Source organism: Clostridium sp. MCC353, assembly GCF_018785315.1.
GTDB lineage: Bacteria > Bacillota > Clostridia > Lachnospirales > Lachnospiraceae > CHH4-2.
Genome location: NZ_WQPN01000094.1, coordinates 59610 through 83789, shown reverse-complemented (window position 1 = coordinate 83789; position 24180 = coordinate 59610). Strand labels below are relative to the sequence as shown.

At 46.5% G+C, this 24180-nt stretch carries 21 protein-coding genes and 2 pseudogenes; 9 read left to right on the top strand and 14 right to left on the bottom strand.

Annotated features, from left to right (window positions below; all coding sequences use genetic code 11):
• Positions 1–64 precede the first annotated feature (64 nt).
• The 3 genes from GPL15_RS16815 to GPL15_RS16805 form a co-directional block, all read right to left on the bottom strand.
• The gene (locus GPL15_RS16815; protein ID WP_215699844.1) at positions 65–1156 is read right to left on the bottom strand and encodes a hypothetical protein; all 1092 of its coding nucleotides are present in this window, start codon (positions 1154–1156) and stop codon (positions 65–67) included.
• Between the two features lie 183 nt (positions 1157–1339).
• Entirely contained in the window at positions 1340–2887 is a 1548-nt protein-coding gene (locus tag GPL15_RS16810; RefSeq protein WP_215699843.1) for a response regulator, read from the bottom strand.
• A gap of 1 nt (position 2888) precedes the next feature.
• Entirely contained in the window at positions 2889–4691 is a 1803-nt protein-coding gene (locus GPL15_RS16805) for a sensor histidine kinase (protein ID WP_215699842.1), read from the bottom strand.
• A 179-nt stretch (positions 4692–4870) separates the two neighbouring features.
• On the opposite strand from GPL15_RS16805, the gene GPL15_RS16800 reads away from it, so the two are divergent.
• The 4 genes from GPL15_RS16800 (at position 4871) to GPL15_RS16785 (ending at position 8829) form a co-directional block, all read left to right on the top strand.
• Positions 4871–6175: an extracellular solute-binding protein gene (locus GPL15_RS16800; protein WP_215699841.1), complete on the top strand. Its 1305-nt coding sequence runs from the start codon at positions 4871–4873 to the stop codon at positions 6173–6175.
• A gap of 75 nt (positions 6176–6250) precedes the next feature.
• Positions 6251–7147 carry a sugar ABC transporter permease gene (locus GPL15_RS16795; RefSeq protein ID WP_215699840.1) on the top strand — a complete coding sequence of 299 codons (897 nt, stop codon included), beginning with the start codon at positions 6251–6253 and terminating at the stop codon, positions 7145–7147.
• A gap of 6 nt (positions 7148–7153) precedes the next feature.
• Entirely contained in the window at positions 7154–7987 is an 834-nt protein-coding gene (locus GPL15_RS16790; protein WP_215699839.1) for a carbohydrate ABC transporter permease, read from the top strand.
• 23 nt (positions 7988–8010) lie between these two features.
• On the top strand, positions 8011–8829 hold the full coding sequence (locus GPL15_RS16785; protein ID WP_215699838.1) for an MBL fold metallo-hydrolase: 819 nt from the start codon (positions 8011–8013) through the stop codon (positions 8827–8829).
• 178 nt (positions 8830–9007) lie between these two features.
• On the opposite strand, the gene GPL15_RS16780 is transcribed toward GPL15_RS16785, so the two are convergent.
• Together GPL15_RS16780 and GPL15_RS16775 are read right to left on the bottom strand one after the other, a co-directional pair.
• Complete coding sequence (locus GPL15_RS16780) at positions 9008–9991, bottom strand: tetratricopeptide repeat protein (RefSeq protein ID WP_215699837.1); 984 nt, start codon at positions 9989–9991, stop codon at positions 9008–9010.
• Positions 9992–10011: 20 nt separating this feature from the next.
• Entirely contained in the window at positions 10012–11019 is a 1008-nt protein-coding gene (locus GPL15_RS16775) for a tetratricopeptide repeat protein (RefSeq protein WP_215699836.1), read from the bottom strand.
• A gap of 313 nt (positions 11020–11332) precedes the next feature.
• Between GPL15_RS16775 and GPL15_RS28075 the strand changes: the two are divergent.
• Positions 11333–11437: pseudogene (locus GPL15_RS28075) on the top strand (DUF6783 domain-containing protein); the annotation flags it as partial.
• Here the strand turns inward: GPL15_RS28075 and GPL15_RS28070 are convergent.
• Positions 11396–11575: pseudogene (locus GPL15_RS28070) on the bottom strand (DUF6783 domain-containing protein); the annotation flags it as partial. The pseudogenes GPL15_RS28075 and GPL15_RS28070 overlap by 42 nt on opposite strands.
• Between GPL15_RS28070 and GPL15_RS16770 the strand changes: the two are divergent.
• A complete protein-coding gene (locus GPL15_RS16770; protein ID WP_215699835.1) occupies positions 11535–12074 on the top strand; it encodes a Uma2 family endonuclease in 540 nt (179 codons plus the stop codon). The pseudogene GPL15_RS28070 and the gene GPL15_RS16770 overlap by 41 nt on opposite strands.
• A gap of 79 nt (positions 12075–12153) precedes the next feature.
• Here GPL15_RS16770 and GPL15_RS16765 read toward each other — a convergent pair whose 3' ends face one another.
• The 7 genes from GPL15_RS16765 to GPL15_RS16735 all read right to left on the bottom strand — a co-directional run bounded on the left by GPL15_RS16765 (position 12154) and on the right by GPL15_RS16735 (position 20185).
• The gene (locus tag GPL15_RS16765) at positions 12154–13527 is read right to left on the bottom strand and encodes an MATE family efflux transporter (protein ID WP_215699834.1); all 1374 of its coding nucleotides are present in this window, start codon (positions 13525–13527) and stop codon (positions 12154–12156) included.
• Between the two features lie 152 nt (positions 13528–13679).
• Positions 13680–14813, bottom strand: coding sequence for a glycoside hydrolase family 88 protein (locus tag GPL15_RS16760; RefSeq protein WP_215699833.1), 1134 nt, complete (start codon positions 14811–14813; stop codon positions 13680–13682).
• Entirely contained in the window at positions 14797–16530 is a 1734-nt protein-coding gene (locus GPL15_RS16755) for a DUF2264 domain-containing protein (protein WP_215699832.1), read from the bottom strand. The genes GPL15_RS16760 and GPL15_RS16755 overlap by 17 nt, the downstream gene beginning before the upstream one ends.
• A 40-nt stretch (positions 16531–16570) precedes the next feature.
• Entirely contained in the window at positions 16571–16810 is a 240-nt protein-coding gene (locus tag GPL15_RS16750) for a hypothetical protein (RefSeq protein WP_215699831.1), read from the bottom strand.
• A gap of 47 nt (positions 16811–16857) precedes the next feature.
• Positions 16858–18252: an ABC transporter substrate-binding protein gene (locus GPL15_RS16745; RefSeq protein WP_215699830.1), complete on the bottom strand. Its 1395-nt coding sequence runs from the start codon at positions 18250–18252 to the stop codon at positions 16858–16860.
• 164 nt (positions 18253–18416) lie between these two features.
• Positions 18417–19256 carry a carbohydrate ABC transporter permease gene (locus tag GPL15_RS16740; RefSeq protein ID WP_215699829.1) on the bottom strand — a complete coding sequence of 280 codons (840 nt, stop codon included), beginning with the start codon at positions 19254–19256 and terminating at the stop codon, positions 18417–18419.
• Positions 19256–20185, bottom strand: coding sequence for a sugar ABC transporter permease (locus GPL15_RS16735; RefSeq protein ID WP_215699828.1), 930 nt, complete (start codon positions 20183–20185; stop codon positions 19256–19258). Before GPL15_RS16735 ends, GPL15_RS16740 begins: the two co-directional genes overlap by 1 nt.
• 168 nt (positions 20186–20353) lie before the next feature.
• On the opposite strand from GPL15_RS16735, the gene GPL15_RS16730 reads away from it, so the two are divergent.
• The 3 genes from GPL15_RS16730 to GPL15_RS16720 are packed head-to-tail and all read left to right on the top strand — an operon-like array spanning position 20354 to position 23208.
• Positions 20354–20587 (top strand): hypothetical protein, encoded by a 234-nt coding sequence (locus GPL15_RS16730; RefSeq protein ID WP_215699827.1) that lies wholly within the window; start codon positions 20354–20356, stop codon positions 20585–20587.
• A gap of 49 nt (positions 20588–20636) precedes the next feature.
• Positions 20637–21371, top strand: coding sequence for a response regulator (locus GPL15_RS16725; protein WP_215699826.1), 735 nt, complete (start codon positions 20637–20639; stop codon positions 21369–21371).
• Entirely contained in the window at positions 21361–23208 is a 1848-nt protein-coding gene (locus tag GPL15_RS16720) for a histidine kinase (RefSeq protein WP_215699825.1), read from the top strand. Before GPL15_RS16725 ends, GPL15_RS16720 begins: the two co-directional genes overlap by 11 nt.
• Positions 23209–23546: 338 nt before the next feature.
• On the opposite strand, the gene GPL15_RS16715 is transcribed toward GPL15_RS16720, so the two are convergent.
• Entirely contained in the window at positions 23547–24143 is a 597-nt protein-coding gene (locus GPL15_RS16715; RefSeq protein WP_346344995.1) for a hypothetical protein, read from the bottom strand.
• Positions 24144–24180: the final 37 nt, after the last annotated feature.

Genomic DNA, 24180 nt, shown 5'->3' with positions numbered 1-24180 from the left:
TTTCTTGTTTTATTATTCCCCGGTTTATTATTCCTTGTCTCCAATGCAGATTTCCCGTTCTCTCCTATGCCATGGGCTTTTCCAAAACACTTACCACCTCGCCGTTATTCACCCTGAAGAAAAAGGGCATTCCCGGCCGGGCATCCTCATAGGTATTGATATATTTTACAAATAACGCTTTGCTGGTTGTGGTTATCTTCGCATCTTCGAAGTCCTCAGAATCCACAAAATCCCTTCCCCAGTCAATGAAATGATAGACCGTATCTTTTGTCAGGGTGAAGGTCTTCGTTTCGCTGTCCCCTTCATAAATGAAATAGCCGTCAGGCAGATCATTTTCCGTGAGATTCAGTTCTTTCATCCGGTCAGCATCCTCTGTAGTGATGTACTCCGCGCTGTCCACTTCCACCTTGTCCCCATCAATCTTTCTGATAAACCCACAGATTTCCTTTTCAAGGTCCGTGGAAACCGTGGCGGAGCTTTCCGCGGAAAATCCCCTGGAAGCCGCCCCGGATACGGATCCCGATACGCCCGGATTATACCCGATTTCTCCTATAAAATTGATCCCGCTGTAAGCCGGACTCTTGATTCCGGAAAATGTCTGCGTCTTTTCATCATAAGTATAATCTGTGATCTCATATTTCGCGGTCCTGACGTCCTTTAAAATGATATGAAGTTTCTCTTCCTTATCGGTCATCACACCTGCTGACGGAACTCCTAACTGGACCTGCTCATCAAACAGCCTGAATTCCCCTTCGCCGGAAACTGCCTTTATCAGGAAACGGCTGCTGTCATCCATCAGCAATTCCCCATTTTCATCCATTTCACCCGCAGCACACAGTTCCAGCTTCCAGTCCCCGTCCCCGAATTGAAATGAAAGGCTGGAGTACAGAATCATGTCTTCCGGCATTTTGGCCGGAGCTGTCTTCATGATCACCACCGTCTCCGTCTGACCGGCACTCCTTTCCTGACCGTCATCCTTGTGTGATTCTTTACCTGCCTCATTGCCCGCTTTTTTACCGGCTTCATTACCGGAGCTAACACGGTTTCCCTCTGATGAAACTGTCTCCTGTACAGACGCTTTTGTCTCTTCTGCCTGCCCACTGCCGCATCCTGATAATAAGGCGGCAATAAGGATTACTACACCCCATCGCTTCATCTGTATCCCCCCTCGTATATTTATCTGAAACATCCGTATAAAAATACAATAATGTCTATAATTTAGTATACATGATGCCAAAGAGGGACTACAATTAAATATCTTTTAACAATTTTTACGATTTTATGCAGTAAATCCCGTCAAGCCATTCTTAATCAGCCGGTAATCAAGGGGAGGCGCCTGTTAATCATTCAAATTACTACTGTTCTTAAACTTAGATGGAGATACCCCTTTCACCTTTTTAAAGGCCCGGCAGAAGTTTGCGTTATCGCTGTATCCAACCCTTTCCCCAATCTCATATAAATTCAGATTTGTGGAATGAATCAGTTCACATGCCTTTTCAATCCTAAGGTTTTGAAGGTACTGGCTGAATGTAGAACCGGTTTTAGACTTAAACAGGGTGCTGAAATAGTTGGGATGAAAGCCCAGATAACCGGCGGTTGACTGCAGGGAAAGATCCTGGTTAAAATTCTCTTCTATATATTTTTTAGCCTTTTGTATGGTATAGTCGTCATGACCGCTCAATTTCTCCACAATTTTAGTCAGGTACAAATCCATAATCCTGATCATGTCCTTATGAAGCTGGCTGGCCGATGTAACATTTCTGATCGTCAGGATAATATCGTATTCCGTAAATTTGTAGTCGCTGACGGTCTGGATAAAGGAGTTGCTTTTTCCCATAATGGAATAAATTAAATTCATAAGCTGCTGCTTAAATTCCGAAACCGGCGCCGCGTCGCTTCCAGCCTGAAGAAACAGCCTTTTCAATAAGCCTGAAAAACCTTTTAAATCATATTCGCAGAAGGTATCCGCCAGACGTTCCATGGTCTTTTCATAGGGAAATTTCTCCCCTAAATCAGAAATCCCCATCCCTGTTCCGGGCATATCATAGAAGAACTGATCCAGGGCCCGGATACATCTGCCGTATTGGGCTGGCAAGTCCCCGGCCGGCGCCGGTTTTGGGGAAATACCGTATTTTATCCGGTTTATATTAAAATACGTTATGATCTGGTCACCCGGAAAACCGCACTGTTTTTTTGAAAAGAAGACCATAGCCCAAAATCCCTTGTATTCTCCCTGTATTGCCACCCAGTTTTCCATACCATCCATATGGGACAGGGCCTCTTTTAACTGAACGAACAGAAGCTGTTTATCCGCTTCCCTGTTCAGATTGTTCTGTAATGCATCCAGGATAACCAGCCAAAAAAGCTGTTCTTCACATAAAGAATATTCCCTGAAAAGGACTGTTTCCCGTTCAGAGCCGGAAAGGAGCCGGGTAATGCTTTTTTGCTGCATAAAAAACTGTTTTTCCATATTTTCCAATATGGACGGTTCAAAACCATGTACAATGCTCTGCATATTGATCTTCTTGACACAGGATTTTAAAACCTGGGCAAACTCTTCTAAAACCAACGGTTTCAGAAGATAATCCACAGCCCCCATTCTCATGGCCTGACGGACCAGATCATAATCATCAAAGCCGCTGATCATCACAACCAGCCCCTTATACTGAAGGTCTTTCAGCTTTTCCAGCATTTCCACTCCTGTACAGAGCGGCATTTTTACATCTGCCAGCACCAGATCCACCGGTTCCGAACAGACCGTCCCTACCGCCTCAATTCCATTTTCAGCCTCCGACAGACGGATCTCTTCCCCAAGGATCTCCCTGATACAGTTCATCACTTCATATCTTATACTTTCTTCATCGTCCACCACAAGAATATGCAGCATATCATACCTCACCATCCTCAGTAATCAGCGGTATTTCAACCGTCACCATAGTTCCGTTTCCGGGAACGGACTGGATCTTTATCCCATATCCCTCTCCATAAGACAACCCGATTCTCCTGTTCACATTTTTTATTCCTATGCTCTTAAAATCATCATTCCGTCCATACAGATAATCATTCAGGCGTTCCAAAATCCCAGGTTCGATCCCTTTTCCATTATCCGTAATGCGGAATACAATATTTTTATCAGAACGGCTGCCGATCACCTCAATCATTCCATTGCCCTCAATAGACTGAATCCCATGGTACAGGGCATTTTCCACGATAGGCTGGAGAACCAGACGGATCATGCGGCAGGAATAGAGCTTCGGCTCAATAAAGACGTGAAAGCTGACCCGGTTCCGGTAATGAAGTTTCTGAAGGCTGATATAGTCATTCAGGTGATTCATCTCCTGTTCCACGGTCACATAATCGCTTCCGGCCGTCACGCCATACCGCAGTATCTTTGACAGCAGATATGCCATTTGACTGAGATCCTCCTCATCATGGCGTTTCGCGGAAGCCCGTATGGTTTCCAAGGTATTGTATACAAAATGCGGGTTGATCTGCGCCCGCAGCATCTGAAGTTCCGTTTGGGCCTGAATCGTCTGTTTTTCATAGACTTCGTGGATCAGACAGTCGATCTCTTTAGCCATAGTATTAAAGGAATGGGCGAAATCACTGAGTTCATCATGGCTGTCATCCTCCACAATACAGGAAAAATCTCCGGTCTGAATTGTCTGGCAGGCCTTTTCCATCCGGCTGAGCGGTTCGGTAATGCTGAGAACCGTCCGGTTCATCAAAAGCATGAAACCGAAGAAAAACACCAGCAGAATCCCTAAAGGCAGAGCCTGGTATAAAAGCGCATCACGGATGATAGGCGCATAAGGGGTTTCCAAAACCGCCAGATATCCATTAGGAAAAAGCGCATAATTATAAAAATATCTCTGTCCCTGTCTGTTGACGGAAACATGATTCCTCTCTATGACTTCCCTGTTTTTATCGGTATCTATTTTACCGGCCAGGGATTCATAAACCGTACCTTCCACATCCCCCTGTATCATATATCCATCCGGATTAAACAGCCCCATCTTCTGCTCCTGATAGGACCGGTTGTTTAAAAAATACTGGCGGCTGGATTCCAGGCTGATACTGGCAGCGATCAGGCCCACCGGCGCTCTGTGTTCCACACGCATGATCGCCCTGGCCGCACAGAGGCCGTTTTCCCGCGGCTCCAAACCAAGACCGGCTAAATTCCCTGCAGTCCTCATTGTCATGGAGCCCATCCGTGCAAACGTGTCGGTCACCCAGGGCAGTTCCATATCGCCTCTCACCACGCTGGTTGACGATACGCTTTGACTCCGCTTTAATCCGGCTCCATTTCTTTCATATACCGCAATTACATCCAGATTCGGATAAAGCATCATCATTTTTGTGAAATTGCTTTCCGTTTCCGTGTAATATGCCAACACTTCCGTATTGCTGTGATTCTCCGTGGAAAGATATTTATAGAGATAGGTAGGCTCCGGGCTTCTCAGTACCGGAAACTTAGTTACGGAATCCAGCGCGCTGAATGCCCGGTTAATATCTTCTGCATATTCATTGATGATACGGGAATTTAAAGACAGGGCCTGTTCTTCCGAATCCTTCACATAGTTAATCATCATGTAACTGCACCAAATGAACAGAAGAGCCGTTATGACAATATAAAGACATCTGAGTCTGGTTTTAATAGACACTTTTCTCAATACCAAAAATTTTTCCATGCTCCCCCTCCTGTATTTTAAGAATAATGTGGATGAATAAATTCGTCAAGATGAATCCAATGATCTTATATCATGACAATAAATCTGAGCTGCGGCAATTCACAGCGGAACGCAGTTTTGATATAGTACTTAACAGAGGTTAACAAAATACATATAAGAAACACAGGAGGGAAATGATTATGAAATTTAAAAGAATTACCGCTCTGATGACTGCCGCAGCCCTGGCAGCGTCCATGACTGCCTGCTCTTTTGGCAGCAAACCGGATTCCAGCCAGAATACACAGGAAAATACCGCCGGGAAATCAGAAACCCAGGCCGCCGGTTCCGGAGAAAAGATCAAACTGGAATACTATTCCCACAAATCAGAAACGGAAGCTATCCGGGCCATGGATCTGATTATTGAGGCTTATGAAAAAGAACATCCTAATGTGGAGATCACCCAGACTTCCGTACCGGATGCCAAAACTGTGCTTTTAACCAGAATTGCTTCCAACGACATGCCTGACATCGTGAGTTTTTCTACCAGCGCAACTTATGACCAGTTGTTCGAAGACGGGCTGTTAACAGAGATTACCGGCCAGGATTTTCTGGATAATATAAACCCCACAGCCATTGAAATGGCAAAATATGACGGAAAGCTGTACCGCCTCCCAATCGCCCTCAGTTCCTGGGGTATTTACTGCAACAAAGATATGTTTGATCAGAATAATATCCAGCTTCCAACCACCTATGAAGAGCTGATGGACGCATGCGAAAAACTCCAGGCCGCCGGGATCACCCCATTTATAAATGAAGATAAAGAAACCTATATGATCGGTCAGCGTATGGAGCGTATGGTCGGAATCATTAATAATGACAGTGATGAAGAATTCAGAAAAATCGCTTCGGGCGAAATGACAGCAAAGGATTCCAGCACATTAAACGCTTACGCAAATGCCATACTGGACATGAAGAAATACGGCGCTCCTGATTCTTTAGGTGTGGATCACCAGTCTGCTATTGCGGATTTTGTCAACGGAAAAGGAGCTATGTATGTTTTTGTTACTTCCGGTTTAGTCAGCATGAAATCCAGCAGCCCCGATATGAACATTGCCATGATCCCCTATCCGGATCCTACGGGAATCAATAAAAAAGTCCCGATCAGCATAGATACCAACTTCGCTGTATTCACCGGCTGCAAGCACCCTGATGAGGCCCTTGATTTCCTGCGTTTCCTCTCCACCACGGAGGCGGGACAGATTTATGCGGATAACGAAGGATCTCCCAACATGGTAAAAGGCGTTAACTACAATGTCCCTGAATTTAAGGCAGTTACGGATAAAATGGATGCAGGCGACATGTTTGAATCTCCAAACGCCATCTGGCCAAGCGGCTTGAGAGAAGATATGCGCACACCGGCCCAGCAGCTTCTGATGGACGGAGATATCGATACATTCTTAGCTGCCTGCGGCGAAGCTATTACAGCAAAATATAGTGAAGAGTAAGCATAAGTAAATCCGGCGGTGCGCATTCCAATTGCCCACCGCCGTACTCATTAAAAATCTTACAGGAGGAACATTATGGCATATCATTCCGGACCGCACAGAAGAAAAAGGCCCACAGAAAAAGCCGTGACATTTGCATGTTTTACCATCCCGGGCCTGATTCTGTACAGCATATTTTTCATACTTCCCATAGGCATGGGAATCTATTACAGCATGACCAACTGGAACGGCATCAGTCCTAAATTTGACTTTATCGGATTTAAAAACTATGCAAAGCTGTTTGCCGATAAACGCTTTTTCAAATCCCTCACTTTTAACCTGCAATACAGTGTTCTGCTGATCGTCGGCATTGTAAGCCTGAGCCTGATTCTGGCTCTGCTGCTCAACAGCAAGATAAAGGGTATCACAACGTTTCGTGCGTTTTACTTCCTGCCCGCAGTATTAAGCGCCATGACCGTCGGCCTTATCTTCAACCAAATCTTCTACCGCATGCTTCCGGTAATCGGTAAGTCTCTGCATATTGAAGTTCTCAGCACCAACATTCTGGCAAACCCTGACCTGGCCATCTATGGAATCCTGTTTGTAAATATCTGGCAGGGGTCGGCCATCCCCACAGTGTTGTTTTTGGCAGGTCTTCAGACGATTCCTGTGGATCTATATGAAGCGGCCGCTCTGGACGGAGCCAGCAGCTGGCAGCGTTTTAAGAAAATTACAGTGCCATTTCTGATTCCTGTCCTGAGCGTGGTGCTGGTCATGGTGCTGAAAAGCGGAATCATGGTATTTGACTATGTAAAAAGCCTCACCGAAGGCGGGCCGGCCGGTAAAACGGAAAGCATTGCCATGCTGATCTATAATCAGGGTTTTGTGGAGAACCGTTACAGCTACAGCATTGCCATAGCGATTGTTACCGGCCTGATTATCTGCGCCATCTCGGTCGCACAGATTACAATATCAAATAAAAAGAAGGTGTGATTGATTATGATACAGAAAAAAACAGCCAAAATAGCCGTATATCTGGTTCTGGTTTTCGGCCTGCTTACCATTATGACGCCGCTCTATATCACGGTAGTGACCACGTTTAAAACAGCTTCGGAAAGCACCAAAAGCTTTTTTACTTTTCCAAAAGGCCTCTATCTGGACAGCTATGTGGAAATATTAAAAAATCCCAAGTTTTATTACGCTCTCAGAAATACCTTCTGCATCACCCTGGCCGCTCTGGGCGGAAATATGCTGATCATGCCGATGATGAGTTACGCCATTTCGCGGTCCATGGGCGTCAGCAGATTATACCGGGGTATTTATTACTTTCTTCTGATGGGGATCTTTATACCATTTCAGGTACGCATGATGCCGCTCGTAAAGCTTATGAGCGCCTTCCATTTAACAAATGCAGCCGGAGTTGTTGTCTTATATATCGCTTATGCCACCTGTGAAAGCGTATTTTTATATGTCGGCTTCCTCGCTTCCATACCCACGGAACTGGAAGAGGCCGCCTATATCGACGGCGCTTCCACCCTTCAGTCCTATAAATCTGTGGTTTTTCCGCTGTTAAAGCCCATGATGGCCACCGTTTTGATCCGTGAAGGGCTGATGATGTGGAATGACTTCATGATGCCCCTTGTTATGCTGAACCGCAATCCATCCAGTTGGACACTGACCATATTTCAGTATAATTTCCAGTCGGAATTCAACATTGATTACGGCCTGACATTTACCTGTTTTGTCTTGTCCAGCCTTCCCATTGTCATTTTCTACATCTTCATGCAGAAAAATATTATCGGCGGCATGACAAGCGGCGCCGTAAAACTATAAAATAACACGAAAGGAGTTCCAGTATGAAAATCAAATACTACGGAACAGCGGCCGCGGAAGGCTGGCCCTCTGCTTTCTGCAGATGCCCGGCCTGCCAAAAAGCCAGAAATGCCGGCGGCCGCAATATCAGAACCCGCTCCCAGGCCCTCATCGACGACACACTTTTAGTAGATCTGCCTCCAGACACAGCCTGCCATGAATTTTATCAGGGCCTCCCCCTTCCTGATATCACTTCTATGATCGTCACTCATTCCCATGACGACCATTTCTATCCTCAGGAGCTGATCAACAGGGCGGAACCATTTTCCCATGGCTTAACAGCGCCTTTGCAGATATATGGAAACGATTCCGTTTTTTCAGCTTATAAGTGGGCGGCAAAACAGGATGAACGGCTCCTGAAAGCCACGTCATTCCACCAAATTGAACCTTTTATCTCATTTAAAACAGCAGACCACACCATAACGGCCTTGCTGGCCAACCATAAAAAAGACGAACGCTGTTACGTCTACCTGGTCGAGCATCAGGGAAAGGCACTGCTATATGCCAACGATACCGGCCTCTTTCCTGAAATCACCTGGGATTATCTGAAAGGACGGCACGTTGACCTGGTAAGCATGGACTGTACCATGGGAAAACACCGGGACGGAAATTACCATATGGGATTAGAGGATGACAGAGAAATGGTTCGCCGTCTGGCTTCCTTTGGCTGTATCGATGACCGCACAATCCGCGTAATCACCCATTTTTCCCATAATGGTGAGCTGATTTACGATGAAATGGCAGAGTATGCGGCTGAGTATGGGTTTCTTACGGCTTATGACGGGTTTACTGTTGAATTTTAGTAGCAATATATCTGTTTTTTACATGAAGTTTTTTACATGAAGGGTGAAGGCATTTCTGAAAATGCCTTCACCCTTCATGTAAAAAACACCCGTATAAAAATGTAATAATGTCTGTAAATTAATTTACATGTTGCCAAAGAGGTACTACAATTAAATATCTTTTAATAATTTTACGATTTTATTGTTCCTGCATCACACTGCTGAAATCATCAAGCCCTTTACCAGCATGGGTTATTCCGAATACAGTTCTTACCCCTGAGTATACACTAAATTCATCACTCCAATATATACAGTAACCTCTTTCAGTGCCCTCATAATCCGGATCTTCAACCTTATCCGGGACCCCATCCTTTGCCGTATAGAAATACTTATCGACACTATCTTCTCCTCCATAGATGTAAGTATCCTCAGCATCTATCCTGCCGTCCTCCAGGCCATTTTTCCAGCTGCCTTTGAGACAATATAATTCCTCCGGTTTCGTAAGATCAACGGACCAGTCGATCCCGGTCCCATTAGGGTAATCATCCTCCCATTCCCCGTCAAAATAGCTGCTGAGCTCTTCCGCATAATCATAGGCCGCCCAGATTCCATGCCCGGAACGTTTTCCATCTTTTACAGTTCCATAATAGCTATGGCCGCACGGATATACCAACAGGTACATCCCATCACCTGCCGGATAAGCAATCACTTCGTCCAGCGATCCGGCCAGTTCCTGATACTCATCCCCTTTCATATAGTCCCATACCCCATCCCGGTCCGACTGCGCCATAATCTCTGACAGCTGTGTAAATACCGGCAAATATCCAAGCAGACGCTCATACTTTTTCCTGGCTTCCTCCAAACGGCTGTCCTGGGTATTCTCAAATCCTTTTTCCAATGTCGAAACCGCGCTTTCATAGTTTCCCGTTCCAACATAGGCCTCCGACAATTTCAGATAGGTATCCGCATTTTTCGGGTCAATTTCAATTGCCAGTTCAAATGCAATAACCGCCTCTTCGTAACGTTGTTCCAGCAGATACCGTTCGCCCAAACTCATCTGCTCTGCAAATGCCTTCTTTAAATTCTCCGCCTTAACCTTTCCGGCGGTCACAAACAAGATTGCCGCAGCTGCCAGCACAGCCAAAATAACCGCAGCTGTCCAGATTATCTTTTTGTTCTTCATATAACTCCTCCATCTATCCCCTATTCTTCATCCTCTCTGCGGATCATGCTCTTATTGTCATCCACGCCCTTTCCCGCATGCACAATCCCGTACTTCCTCCCTTTAATGGCATATTCACTTCGTTCCTCATCGGAATACATGCAGTAAAACTCCTTGCCTTCTGCAGTATGTTTTCTTTCCGGATGCAGATCGGCCACCTCATCGGGAATTCCGTTTTTAGAGGTATGGACTGTCTGATCAGTATACGTCTCTCCGTCATAAGTTGAGACATAGGTGGAAATTATCTGTCCATGTTCCAATCCGTCCGCCCATGTGCCCTCATCATAGAACAAATCCTCCGGCACAGGATGGCATACCGTCCAGTATTTACCCGCTCCATCCGGAAAATCTTCCGCCCATTCCCCGTCATAATAACTGCTGAACTCACTTGAAACATCATAAGCAGCCCAAATGCCATGCCCGGAACGTTTTCCGTCTTCCATGGTTCCATAGTAACAGTGGCCGCATGGATAGATCAGCAGATACATTTTATCATCCACAGGATAAATGATCACTTCCTCCGCCGAATCCGCCATATCCCGGTACTCATCCCCCTTTTGAAACTCCCATACCGTATCCCGGTCTGCCTGCGCCATCACCTCTGCCAAACGTTCCAGCACCGGAATCTGCTTCAGCAGTCGCTGGTATTTTTCTATTGCTTTCATCAGCCGTTCATCCTGTGTCTGCCCGTATCCATTTTCCAACGCCGAGACCGCATTCTCATAATCTCCGGTTCCCGCGTATGCCTCTGATAATTTCAGATAGCTGTCCCCATTCTTCGGATCGATCTCAATTGCCATTTGAAATGCAATAACCGCTTCTTCATAGTTCTGCTCCAGAAGATACCGCTCGCCCAGGCTCATCTGCTCTGCAAATGCCTTTCTCAGGCTGTCCGCTTTCACTGTTTTCGCAACAGTCAGAACCGCCGCTGCCGCAATCAGCAGAATGAGGATGCCCGCCACAATCATGGACGTTTTCTTCTTTTTCATAGTTTCCTCCCTTTCTAACTTGAATCCTACTGTAAGTCATCTTTATGAAATGCCCTGTTTCCTCTGTTCTTACATACTTTGAAGCTGTTCAGGGCGGCTTATTTCCTGACCGCGAAATCAGGTCAAGAATCACCGGATATCACCTCATTATAAGCGATAAACGGGGAAATGAAAAGATGCGGTATATAAAGGCCTAAAAATGCATTGGGGCAGGCTTGTTTATGGAATTTTTTAATGATACAATATTTTTAAATAAATACTGTTTATTCCCCAGCAGTGGTTTGATTTAAAATCCCTCTTGCCGCCTTAGAGTGTGATTAAAAATTGCCTTCTGCATCTGTGCGTTACAGTTTGTGGGAGATTTGTTCCAGATGAAGGAGGCGCAGCGGGCTGCGTTGACCGAATTCGGGGCAAATCTCCCGCAAAGCGGGGCGTTCAGATGACAGTAATGAATTTTCAAACACACTCCCGAGATCAAAGAGTATGCTCCTGAGCACAGAAAGGAGGGCTTTATTATGTCATTATCTAAAGAAGAGGACTTTACAATAGAAGACATATACGCCTTACCAGAAGGGCAGAGAGCTGAACTAGTTAAAGGCCAATTATATAAAATGGCCCCGCCAGGAAGGCTTCATCAGGATTTAGCCGGAAGATTATATGGCACAATCTTAAATTATATAAATGCTCATAACGGGACATGCAGACCATATATAGCCCCATTTGCCGTATTTTTAAACGAAAACACGTCCTACGTCGAACCAGATATTTCCGTTATCTTCGATTTGAATAAGCTGGATGACCACGGCTGCCATGGGGCCCCTGATCTGATCATTGAGGTCGTTTCTCCCGGCAGCAAAAGAATGGACTATTACACAAAGCTTGTGTTATACCGGGATGCCGGAGTAAAAGAATACTGGATTGCAGATCCTGCTAAAGAAACAGTTCTGGTTTATTTGATGGCTGAAAATGAAGCGCCAACCATATACCGGTTCACAGATCCGGTTCCGGCCGGCATACTAAAAGGATTAAATATCTGTATCAAAGAATTGTTGTAACCGTTCAGAACTCCCCCAAAATCAAATGCGGACAGCCGCCCCCAAAGGCCTGCTGTCCGCATTTAAAATTCCTATATTTCTATAAATTCGCCGTCTCACTCTTCTTCATTCTTCCAAATATCCTGGCCAGCATCCACACCGCCGCAACAGAAAGTACGAATTCCGCCGTTAACTGCGCATACGCCAGTCCATACAGAGGGAACAGGAAATTCAGCACATAGAGAGCCGGTATTTCCAGAAGAATCTTTCTCAAAATCGCAAACGTGAGGGCCGCTTTTCCCATGCCCACCGCCTGGAACACGCCCACTGCGGTAAAGTCCATGCACAAAAACGGGATGCTTAGACAAAATCCCCTCAGGAACCTTGATCCATAGCCGATAATCACCTCATTGTTCATAAAGCTGCTGATCAGCCCGCCCGCTCCGACGTAATATCCCAGCGATACCAGCGCCAGCAAGGGGATCAGAGTCTTCATGGTGAAAAAGATGGCTTCTTTCATCCGCTTATGGTTTCCGCACGCAAAACTATAGCTCACAAGAGGCATCACCCCCTGGGAAAATCCCATGGCAACCTGCATGGGCACCATGTTGATCTTCTGGGAAATGCCCATGGCCGCCACGGCGTCAGGCCCAAAGGAAGATGTAAAGTTGTTTAAAATCGTCATTCCCGTTACATTTAAAAGATTCTGTATGGCCGCAGGTATTCCCACCCCGCATACTCCAAGAACAATCATCTTCTTCATTCCGAATTTTTTCGGTGAAATGCAGACATTGGTATTCTTCCGTCTCACATAAAGCAGAATGAAGAAATAAATACACGCCACACAGTTGGAGAGAAACGTGGCCAGTCCTGCGCCCGCGGCCCCCATATTAAGCCCCCAGGGGAGTATAAAAATGGGATCGATAATAATATTCAAAAGACATCCGCTCATGGTTCCAATGCTGGCATGCAGCGACGCCCCTTCCGACCTGACCATATACGCCATCACAACATTCAAAATCGCCGGAGCAGCTCCAAAACAGACCGTCCACTTTAAATATCCCTCCGTGGCCGCCGCCGTATTGGCATCCGCCCCTAAAATTCCTAACAGCGGCTGCTGAAACACCGTACACAGAAAGGAGAGCAAAAGCCCGCAAATCAGCGCGCAGTAGAAACCGAAAGCCGAACTTCTCCGAACCGTTTCATATTCCTTCCGCCCAAGGGCCCGGCTCATCATGCTGGAACTGCCCACGCCAAACAGGTTATTGACCGCGTTAAATGCTAACAGCACAGGAGCCGCCAAAGTCACGGCCGCATTCTGCACCGAATTATTCAGCATTCCAACAAAATATGTATCCGCCAGATTGTAAAGCACCATAACCAGGGAACTTAAAACCGTGGGCACCGCCAATTTCATAACCGCCTTGGGAATTGGCATCTGTTCAAATAACACTATTCTTTGATCGTCTATCATTTCTATACGCCTCTTTTTATCTTTTCTCCGTAAATGCACCCTTTTAGCCTAACATATTGCGGGGAAGATTACAAGGCTGCCGGATCAGAAAAACGCCGAGTCCGTGAACTGAAAGTAACAGTTCAGACAGGTCTGAACTGTTACAACGGAAACTACCAGATCAAAAAATCCTTATCCAAGAGACGCAGAATCCCTTCCGTTAAAAAATAATCCCCATAAATGATCGGCACCTCTCTGTCGTATTCCCGGTCATACCGGGCAGAACCATGGCCCAGGATGGAATCCGTCTCCGGGTTCCAGTTGCAGAACCCATCTGCCGCCGCTTTTAAGCACCGGACCGCTGATTTTACATACAAGTCCTTTTCCAGAGGGCTGACGTGTTCGGAAAGTTCTAAAAGGCCGCAGGCCCCGCAGACCCCTGCCGTGGTATCATAATAGACGGGCTGGGCCGGAGCCCTGAAATCTATGAGCGGTATGTAACCGTTCAGAGCCAGATTGGCGCAGAAATAATGGGCGGTCCGTTTTGCCGCATCCAGAAAGGCTTCATTTCCCGTATAGCGGTAAGCCAAAGACATGCCGTACACAGCCCAGGACTGGCCACGGCTCCAGGAAGATCCGCTTTCGTACCCCTGGCCTCCCGGATTGCCTTTGTACTCTCCTGTCAGCGCATCAAACTCCACCAGATGATTGCAGGAACCGTCAGGCCGGCAGATATAACGGAGGGCCATATCCGTATGGTTTACCGCGATCTGGCGGCAGGCACGGTCCCCCAGTTCCTCAGAGGCCCAGTATAAAAGGGGCAGGTTCATCAGGCAGTCCACGATTGCGATCCCCTCCCGCGGCCCGTTCCAGGCTTTAATAAACTTCCCGTTCGGATTGTAGCGCCCCGCCAGGATTCCGGCCGCATGAAGTCCTCTGGCCCGGGATTTCTCATTCCCCGTAAGCCGGTAATCAGCCACAGCCGTGTGAAGCCATAGAAAGCCCAGGTCATGATCCAGTTTCGTATACTCTGAAAATGCTCCGTCCAGCCGTTCCTCAATTCCAACCGCGGCGTCCTTATAACACTCCTTTCCTGTGGCATGATACATCTGCCAGAGGATTCCGCTGTAAAAACCATTGGTCCAGGCAGTCAGCTCCTTTTTCCCCATATCCTCGTATTTTCCATTCACCGGAACATAAGGCATCATTGGGCCCAGGCGGCGGCATTCTGCCTCCAGCTTCTTTTCAAGCTTTCCCCATATGCCTTCCGCCCATGTAAGGGTTTCATCGTCAATCCCGTAACGCATAACAGTTTCCTCCCCCGATCACGATTTCCTCATCCGTAAACTCCGCTTCCGCCAGGGATTCCACTTCCGTCACTCCCGGCTGAATATCAAAACAGACTGCCGGAATACAGACATTAGGGAAAATGAGATTCATATTGGGCAGAGCTGTGATCACAACCCCTTCCCCCATATCAGCCTCCATCCGGCTCATTCCATTCCGGTCAGATACCAACGCGCTTCTGCCCTTTATTTCCTGGTTTGTCTCTTCCATACAATTTGGATAAGAAAAGCCGCAGTCGTATGCCCTGCACGCGACACTGCTGGTGATTCTATGCCTCCTTTTGTGCCCGCCGCGGACAGGCATGAGCCAGGTTTCCACCTCGATTCCCTCCACCGGGCTCCATTTGGAATAGACCTCCTGCTCCGACACGTGATATTCCAGGCATTTTCTGCGTACATAATACATGCCGTGTACATAAAAGGCCAGCATACAGTCCGTTCCCGCCTGTTCCAATTGGTGATAAGAACGGGGCACACAAAAGCCGAATACGGAAGAATAGGCGAATTTAGCGTATTTCTCTGCCGCATGGGGATGTTCCATGACCGGATACTGCCCGGCCGTTAAGGCTGTCACCTGGTGTCTTCTGTGGCAGATCAGCATATCGCATTCCTTCACCGCGCACACTTCTTTGAGTTCTGGCAGACCTTCGCTTTCCGCCTGCCAGAACGGATGGCCGTCCAAAAGAGCCAGGAATAAAAATGTCTTAAACGCCCAGTAAGGAGAACCCACAGCATTATAGCTCTCCGACATCAGCAGATTGGGGTAGGTATATCCCACGGTGAGCACTCCCCCATTGTCAAATATCGGCTGTTTCATCCAGTAATCCAGATTCCGTTCTATGATCCCCTTTATCACGCCCCACGGAAAGCACTCCACGCCCGCCAGCGCGCAGGCGCTGAAAAATGCCGCCTGGGCAAACCGGTAGGTCAGGGAACGTCCGAAAGGCAGCGCCTTCCCTTCATCATCAAACCAATAGATAAATGTCTTTGCAAATACCTTTGCCCGTTCCTTAAACAATTCCGCCCTTTCCGGATCTTCCTTTTCCATAAACCTGGCATATAGAAGGCAGTAAAAATGAATTCCGAAAGATGTATAATAATCCTTCTGCGGCCTCAGCCCATCGGAATACCATCCATTTCCCAGGTAAAAGGATTCATAACGGTCCATCGCATCTTTCACCTGTTCCCGGCTCCATCTCTTCCCAACGCTTTTCAGGGCCAGATTGGTTATCACCTTGAAAAACTGCCAGTTATTGTCCGCCTGGGTATACAGGTTGATCTGGTACAGCCAGTCCGCCAGATTGGTTTTCTCTTTTTCGCCGAGCGGTTCCCACAGCTTTTCCGGCGTCATCAAAAGCCCGTAGCTGATCGCGGCCATTTCCACCATCCTCTGGTCTTTGTTATGTAAGTCTCCCCAATATTCCGCCGATTGAGGGTCTGTTCCTGTGGAAAGCCCATTCTGGTATGTTTTCAACAGGCTTTCGTCCTGCCCGCCGCCTGCCCAGTAAGAAACCAGCCCCCATAAGACCCGGGAAAAGCCTTCCATGGCGGCGGTTTTATTTCCATATCCTGCTGCCGTTGTTCCCAGCTCCAGACCGGCGCAGCCTTTGCTGTAATGTTCTTTTAGTGGTTCGATCATATCCAGAAGCATCTTCTGGTAATCTGCTTTATTTTTCATCGTTTCTCCATTTCTAACTATTCTACGTTTAATTGCGTTTTTAATTCATCCCGGCATCCGTCAGCCATATGCCGGAAATAGTTTTAAAACTGCTTTTCGGAAGATGCTGGTAATAAATTTTATGGCATATTCCAGGAAACCATACATAACGATCCTGGAAACCATCCACAACACCACCGGAAACCATCCGTAAAAAAGAAGGCGCCGTATCATGCAGCCGGGCCTGACGGCCTTCCCAGAACTGCCCGGCCATTTCATCGGCGGCTGCGATTCTGTGCATTTTACAACACCTTCTAATCCGGGTAATGTCCCATTACCGGTTCTATCTTATTTTGTCTTCAATTCATCCAGGATTTCCTGATATTGTTCAACCAGCTCCTGAGCCGCTTCCTCCGGTGTGATATCCCCGTAAACCACTTCCTGGATCAGGTCTTTCCGGATCACTTCCAGCTCCGTATTTCCGCTGATCATGTTGTTGGTATAGGAATTCGGCTCGGAGAGTTCAACGCCCTTTTTCTGGATTTCGCTTACAACGCCTGCTGCGATCAGAATATCATCCGACTGCTTTGTGGGGCAGTATCCCACATCCGTTTTACAGATCGCGATTGATTCCGGATCGTTCATCAGGAAATCCAGGAATTTGGCAGCCTCTTCTTTGTGCTCAGAATTGTCGTTGATGGCAAATCCTCTGTCCCCGCTGTACGCAACGCCGCTGCATTTCGCGTCGCTGGTAACCGGCATGGAAATGACATCCAGGGGGCTGTCAATGGATGCGATATATTTAGGCGCGCTTCCTGTGTAGTCCACGATCATGCCGATTTTACCGTTGATCCATTTGTTGTTCTGATCCGCCTGTCCGGCAAAGGTCGCGGCCTCACCGAAAGGCTCCAGCGTATTGGTTTCATAGAGTTCCACCACGTTCTGAAATGCTTCCGCCGCTTCTGCTTCCGTGAAGTTCATGGTATAGGTTTCTTCATCCACCAGAGGTTTTCCGGTTTTCTGCGCCAGATAAGGCTGTACAAATAAACGGTTCAGCATATCCGCATCGGCTGTCATCAAATAGGCTTCTTCATCCTGCTCATGAATGGATTTTCCGAGCTCTTTGATCTCATCCCATGTATAATTTTTCGTTAAATCCACGCCATATGCTTTGGCGAAATCCGTATTGACATAGGTAACCGAACCGCCTACCGTACAGGGGAACACATTGGGCTCACCGTTATAAGTACCTGCTATTTCCAGGAGACGGTCTTTTAATGTGGTTAAATCCACAGGCAGTGTGGAAAGATCCGCCAAATAATGCTTTGCCCCCTGTATATCAGGCAGCCATTCTTTGCTGAGCTGGATCACGTCGGGAGCCGTATTGCTGGAAAGTGTGGTCATAATCTTTTCATAATATCCATCGTAGCCCTGGTATTCCGCTTCCACTTTCACATTGGGATTCTTTTTTTCATAAGCTTCGATCACAGCCAGCAGCGCCTGATGCCTGCTGTCGCTTCCCCACCAGGAGAAACGAAGCGTCACTGGCTCTCCCGAAGCTTCCGTCCCCGCAGCAGTTGTTCCTGCCGCCGCCGTATCCGCCGCCGTTGTTCCCGCGCTGCTCTGCGCAGCCGTCGTATCCGCCGGTTTATTTCCGGACTGTGAGCCGCACCCCATCAGGGATACTGCCGCCATGGATGCCGCCATAATCAGGGAAATTCCTTTTTTGAACTGCTTTTTCATAAAATACTTCCTCCTTCAATCCTTTAGTCTTATAAAATGCTTTATTTTTATTAATTGTATTTTACCATAACCCCGGGCTTTTAAGCCCCTTCTCAGATTACAGGTTCCTATCTTCAGAATCTATCTTCATTTTATCTGCCTATCATTATGTTATCTTTTCCCGTCTAACCCTTGATGCCGCCGGCCGTAATTCCTTCCACAAAGTACTTCTGAGCGAAGAAATAGAGCAGGATCGGCGGAATTAAGGAGATAAATGACATCGCAAGTATCTGGTTCCACGGTGTGGAAGCGCCCTGGCTGTCAATGGACATCTTCAGTGCCAGTGAAAGGGTATAATTTTTCACACTGCTTATGTATACCAGGTTGTTAAAGTAATCGTTCCATCTCCACAGCGTCTGGAAAATGACAACGGAAAAAATGGACGGCTTCATCAGGGGAGCCAGGATTTTCACATACACCATAAATGGATTGCATCCGTCCATATAGGCCGATTCATCCAGTTCTCTTGGAATCCCTCTCAAAAACTGTATCTGCATAAAAATCAGGAACGGATAACAGGCCAGCACCGCCGGAACCCAGAAAGGCAGGTAGGTGTCGATCCAGCCGAATTTATTGAAGACCACATATCTTGGAATCATGATGACCGCATCCGGCAGCATCAAGGTGGAAATCATCAGCATAAACAGGATCTTTTTCATGGGGAAACGGAACCTGGCAAACCCATAGGCCACAATCCCGGTGGAAATTGCCGTAAACAATACGGTGGGCACTACCAGCTTAAAGGTATTCATATAGAATGTCCAGTAGGAAAACTGGCCGCTTCCCTTCCACCCCTCTTTATATGCATTGAAAGAAATGTGTTCCGGAAGCAGCGTCATCTTTCCAAACAGTTCTTTGTTCTCCTTAAATGTCGCAAAAAACAGCCAGAGCAGGGGATAGATCATCACAATGCCCACAAATACTAAAATAACATACGCCGCGATATTGTTTTTCTTTATTTTCATCAGTCCATTCCTCCATCATTATAAAACACCCATGCGCTTGACGAGCGGAATACAAGGAGCGTAATCAGAAGGATCGCCACAAACATCACCCAGGAAGAAGCGGAGGCGTATCCCATTTTCAGGTTTTTAAATGCGTCTTCATAAATCTTAACCCCCATCAGGTAGGTTCCGTGGTTTGGACCCCCGTTGGTGATGATAAATGCAGATGTAAACTCCTGCAGCGCATGAATGATCTGCATAATCAGGTTAAAGAATACAACCGGTGTCAGCATGGGGAATGTAATCTTCCAGAACTGAACCCATTTGTTGGCCCCGTCCACGCTGGCCGCCTCATACAGTTCCGTGGGCACATTTTTAAGGCCGGCTAAAAACAGTACCATGGAAGAACCAAACTGCCAGATCACTAACAAACTGATGGTCACAAGGGCGATATCGGGATCGCCCAGCCAGTCAACTGCCGGAATATGAACCGCTCCCAGCATCTTGTTCAGCATGCCGTCTTTCATAAACATAAATCTCCAGAGAATGGAAATCGCAACGCTGCCTCCCATGATGGACGGCAGATAATAGACGGTACGGAACAGATTGATCCCCTTCAGCTTCATGTTCAAAATCATCGCCACAATCAATGCCATAATCAGCTTCATGGGAACCGACATCAGCGCATATTTAAATGTCAGCAGAAATGATTTCACAAAATATTTATCCTTTGTAAACAATTTCACATAATTATCCGTTCCCACCCATTTTCCCTCAGATAAAATAGAAAAATCCGTAAATGAATAATACAGTGACATCAGCAGGGGATAGGCCTGCAGAACAAAAAATCCGGCCAGCCACGGCAGGATGAACAGCACCCCCCATTTCCAGTTTTTCGGATACCTTCTCACGACAGTCCCCCCTGCCGTTTTCGCCTTGAACAGTGACATAGATCAATTCCTCCTTCGCTCAATTTCCAGACTGCTGTCCACTTCCGTGACCGGCAGCAATTCCAATCCTAGAGTGTGTTTCTTAACTCATTGTCTGTAGTGACAGTTCAGACGGCTTATCTTCTTGACCGAAAAGGCCGGTCAAGAAGCATCGGAGGTCCATCCGATGTGAAAATTGATAAAGAAAACTGCTTACAAGCGAGCTTGACGCAGCTTTCTTTATCAATTTTCCCGCCGTCTGAACTGTTACCATTTGTATTCTATCACTGCGGGCCGTTTATGCGCCCCCGCGGCCATTATGAGCGCCTATCATTTCAATCTATCTTTATATTATCCGGCTATCTTTATTTTAGTAATTTGGGCTTTGCGGGCGATCCGTTTGACGCTGAAACTTCCTCATGATATAATTTTCCGTATCAATGAGTTTGTTTGGTATGGTGGAGGAAATGATATGTATGAACTTCTGATTGTGGATGATGAAGCCAGTTCCCGTGACATCCTGGCATCCTGTTTTCCATGGAATGAACAGGGTTTTCACGTCTGCGGACAAAAAGACAGCGGCCAGGAGGCCCTGGATTTCTTAAAAAATAACACGGTTCATGTCATTCTGACCGATATCAGCATGCCGGGCATGGACGGAATCGGGCTGGCAAAAGCCGTATCAGAGATGCCCGGAGCCAGGCCGATGGTGGTTTTTCTCAGTGCTTACGATAATTTTAAATACGCCCAGAACGCGATCCGCTACGGTGTGCGGTACTATGTGTTAAAACCGACTAATTTTTCAGAATTAAAGGAAGTTTTCGGAACCATAAAACAGGAATTGGACTTAAAATACCACGTAAATCCCGATGAAAAGCAGAATCAGTCCTCGGATGAGATCATCCAGAAAGTGCTCACATACTGCGCCCAGAATTACCGGGAAGGATCTCTGTCCGCCCTGGCGGAATCCCTCTACTTAAACCCTTCCTATCTAAGCCAGTTAATCAAGCAGAAGACGTCCCAAACATTTTCGGACCTCCTCAATGAAGCGAGAATGAAACAGGCCGCCCTGTTTTTAAAAGATCCCGATACCAAGATCTACAATATCAGCAACATGATCGGATATGTCAATCCCAACAACTTCGCGAGAGCCTTTAAGGCGTACTGGGGCGTTACCCCTACGGAATACAGAAACCATGAAAAATAAAACAATATTCGAAGATTTCAGCAAAAAATATCACTCCACAAGCATCCGTTTTTTCGTCCGCAGCCTGTTAGTCAACAGCCTGCTGATGCTCATTCCCCTTTTGCTGATCGGCTTATACAGCATTTTCAGAACCACCAATGAGAGCACGCGGGAAGCTGAAAAAAAGGCTTCCCTGATCCTGAACCAGGCGGACGATATCATGGAAACATTCTATACCCATGTTGACAACGCCTATCTCTTCTTTGCCTCCAATCCCAGGGTAACCCTGCAATTGAAAAATGCATTCGAAGAGCCGTCTCTCTCACTGGATTCTATCAAATCCGTGGAAAATATCTCCTTAAATTTCCAGAATCTGATCTATACCGACGACTATCTGAGAAATATCTATGTTTATTATAAAAATGATTACAGCCGCATTTTCGTGCCATTGAGCTCCAAGCTGATTTCATTTCCGGCCGACAGCGAGGAAGAGGTGCTGGCCTCCTACCATCACGCAGGTTCGGAGGATGTGTGGATGGACATTTCCGACGAACCGCTGCTGTACACGGAGTACCGCACTCCCAGCCTCTTAATTTACCGGAAACTCTACAGAAGGACCACGGATATCCAAAACGGCCTTGTAATTTTCAGTTTCAGCGCGGACAAATTAAAAAGCGAACTGAACCATCTGCTGGAGTATGAGGACCAGAAGCTGTTCATGATCGATTCCGCAAACCGGCTGGTATGGCCCTCTTCTGAGGAACTTCCGGCTGAAACCCTTCAGGATTTGGCGGCTCAGATGGACGCCGTGTCCGGACAAACCGGTGCAGAGACAATAAACCAGGACTTCCAGTCCTATACAGCCACCTATCTCCATTCTCCCAGATCCTATGGTTTTTCGTATATCCTGCTGACGCCCAAGGATAAAATATATCAAACAGCCATCAGCTTGACCAGCATGTACGTGATCATCACTCTGGCGGCGATTCTGGTTGCCTGTATCATTTCCTTTTTCAAGACACAGCACGACTATAAGTATCTGGGCAAAATCATCAATGTTTTCAGCATGCCCGACACCGCCATAACCAGGATGGAACCGCCCAGAAAAAGGAGCTCCAGCCCCTTTGAATATATCCTGATGAACGTGATCAGGCTCTTTATCGAACAGGATTACCTGAAAATGCAGGATTCGGAAAAAGCCGCCAAGCTGCAGTTATCCAAAATGCAGGCCCTGCAGCACCAGATCAATCCACATTTCCTGCATAACACGCTGAACAACATTTACTGGGAATCTGTAAAACTGACGGGATCAGAAAATAAATGCAGCCAGATGATCTCCTACCTTTCCGCCATCATGCGCTACTCCCTAAGCGATCCCCAGGAAGACGTGAAAATACAGGATGAAATCAATTATTTGAAAAAGTATTTGGAAATTATGAAACTGCGGTATGCAGATAAATTTGACGTGGAATTCCGGATACAACAAGACTGTTCGATCTACCCGTTAAAGAAGATGCTTTTACAGCCTCTGGTGGAAAATGCGATCTATCACGGGATTAAAGAAAAGGACGGAAACGGCCTGATACGGATTTCCGTGCACAGAAAGAAAGGACGGATTTATTTCAGCATTTACGATACAGGAAACGGAATCCCACCGGATAAGCTGGCGGAAATCAGAAGTGATTTAAAAGAAACAAACAAAACGGTCAACCAGCACATCGGTCTGGCCAATACCAATTCCAGGCTGGTTCTGTCTTACGGACAGGATGCCCGTTTGTATCTGAATAGCTGCTGCGGGCGGTTTACGGTGATCTGGTTCTCGATACCGGGGATGGGGGACGAGGAACGGGAGAATTAGGGGTGGGGTGGATGATTTGAATGGGGGTTCGGGTGATTTAAGGATAAAAGGGCTCCCCTGAGACGGAATGGTCTTGGGGGAGCTCTTTTAATTTTTAATGGGGATTGGGGGCGGGGAGGGCGCACAGGCTTTGGCGGTATAGACCGTCATATCTCAGGGACGGGCTTTGAATCTTAAACCACACAGCCTTCGCAGACTGTGACGGAGATTTCATGATCTGAGCCCCCCTTATGTCTATGCTACGACAAAAATATATCAGAATTCTTTTAAAGCCATGGCAGAAGCCAAAGCTTAACAGTCCATTTAAAACAGGTTCAATAACTCTTGTGGCCGAAAGGTTAATTAATCCCTCTGGTTAAGGATTTCTTATAGGTAGCATCATTCTCCACATATTCATAAAGTTGAACTTCACCAGGGAAGGGTCTCCTCCCGCCAAGGACAAAGGCCAAAGGTGTAATTGTATCCAAGAATAAATGAAACCGACAATTCCTTCCATGAATGCGGGAGCTTAACATTTTGTTATAAATATAATCAGCTAAACTCTCCAATTCCTCTGTACTGTTAATGTATCTGTCATCCTGGAACAGGTAAATAGAGTGGTATTTTTGATTCTCGTTATCCAAAAAAGCCTTCACTTCATCCAATATATGTTCATTTTTGGGTTTTTTAATGGATACAATACATACGATATCTGAGCCCATCATATCATTTCCAGAATAATCCTTACAAAAATCCTTTTCAACCCTGCCTATCCTCTCTTTCGCAAAAACAAATTTTACTTTTCCATTACTGCTTAATAATTGCAAATTACGATTTGCTGATGGTTGGTTTAAGTTTCCATAAATCTGTCCCAACTTATATGCAAGACTCAAATGGCAGTTGAAATGTATTACTCTATGCTGCTTTGTGTTTTCTGACGAATATCTTTTACAAATGCCTAATTCATCAAATTAGTCAGGGAAATAGGTTTCC

Bases quoted from the DNA above. Each gene is read 5' to 3' on its own strand.
- GPL15_RS16720 (WP_215699825.1), top strand. From the start codon at position 21,361: ATGAAAAATAAAACAATATTCGAAGATTTCAGCAAAAAATATCACTCC.
- GPL15_RS16755 (WP_215699832.1), bottom strand. From the start codon at position 16,530: ATGAAAAATAAAGCAGATTACCAGAAGATGCTTCTGGATATGATCGAA.
- GPL15_RS16745 (WP_215699830.1), bottom strand. From the start codon at position 18,252: ATGAAAAAGCAGTTCAAAAAAGGAATTTCCCTGATTATGGCGGCATCC.
- GPL15_RS16800 (WP_215699841.1), top strand. From the start codon at position 4,871: ATGAAATTTAAAAGAATTACCGCTCTGATGACTGCCGCAGCCCTGGCA.
- GPL15_RS16775 (WP_215699836.1), bottom strand. From the start codon at position 11,019: ATGAAAAAGAAGAAAACGTCCATGATTGTGGCGGGCATCCTCATTCTG.
- GPL15_RS16815 (WP_215699844.1), bottom strand. From the start codon at position 1,156: ATGAAGCGATGGGGTGTAGTAATCCTTATTGCCGCCTTATTATCAGGA.
- GPL15_RS16735 (WP_215699828.1), bottom strand. From the start codon at position 20,185: ATGTCACTGTTCAAGGCGAAAACGGCAGGGGGGACTGTCGTGAGAAGG.
- GPL15_RS16760 (WP_215699833.1), bottom strand. From the start codon at position 14,813: ATGCGTTACGGGATTGACGATGAAACCCTTACATGGGCGGAAGGCATA.
- GPL15_RS16780 (WP_215699837.1), bottom strand. From the start codon at position 9,991: ATGAAGAACAAAAAGATAATCTGGACAGCTGCGGTTATTTTGGCTGTG.
- GPL15_RS16750 (WP_215699831.1), bottom strand. From the start codon at position 16,810: ATGCACAGAATCGCAGCCGCCGATGAAATGGCCGGGCAGTTCTGGGAA.
- GPL15_RS16725 (WP_215699826.1), top strand. From the start codon at position 20,637: ATGTATGAACTTCTGATTGTGGATGATGAAGCCAGTTCCCGTGACATC.
- GPL15_RS16765 (WP_215699834.1), bottom strand. From the start codon at position 13,527: ATGATAGACGATCAAAGAATAGTGTTATTTGAACAGATGCCAATTCCC.
- GPL15_RS16770 (WP_215699835.1), top strand. From the start codon at position 11,535: ATGTCATTATCTAAAGAAGAGGACTTTACAATAGAAGACATATACGCC.
- GPL15_RS16810 (WP_215699843.1), bottom strand. From the start codon at position 2,887: ATGCTGCATATTCTTGTGGTGGACGATGAAGAAAGTATAAGATATGAA.
- GPL15_RS16805 (WP_215699842.1), bottom strand. From the start codon at position 4,691: ATGGAAAAATTTTTGGTATTGAGAAAAGTGTCTATTAAAACCAGACTC.
- GPL15_RS16795 (WP_215699840.1), top strand. From the start codon at position 6,251: ATGGCATATCATTCCGGACCGCACAGAAGAAAAAGGCCCACAGAAAAA.
- GPL15_RS16740 (WP_215699829.1), bottom strand. From the start codon at position 19,256: ATGAAAATAAAGAAAAACAATATCGCGGCGTATGTTATTTTAGTATTT.
- GPL15_RS16790 (WP_215699839.1), top strand. From the start codon at position 7,154: ATGATACAGAAAAAAACAGCCAAAATAGCCGTATATCTGGTTCTGGTT.
- GPL15_RS16785 (WP_215699838.1), top strand. From the start codon at position 8,011: ATGAAAATCAAATACTACGGAACAGCGGCCGCGGAAGGCTGGCCCTCT.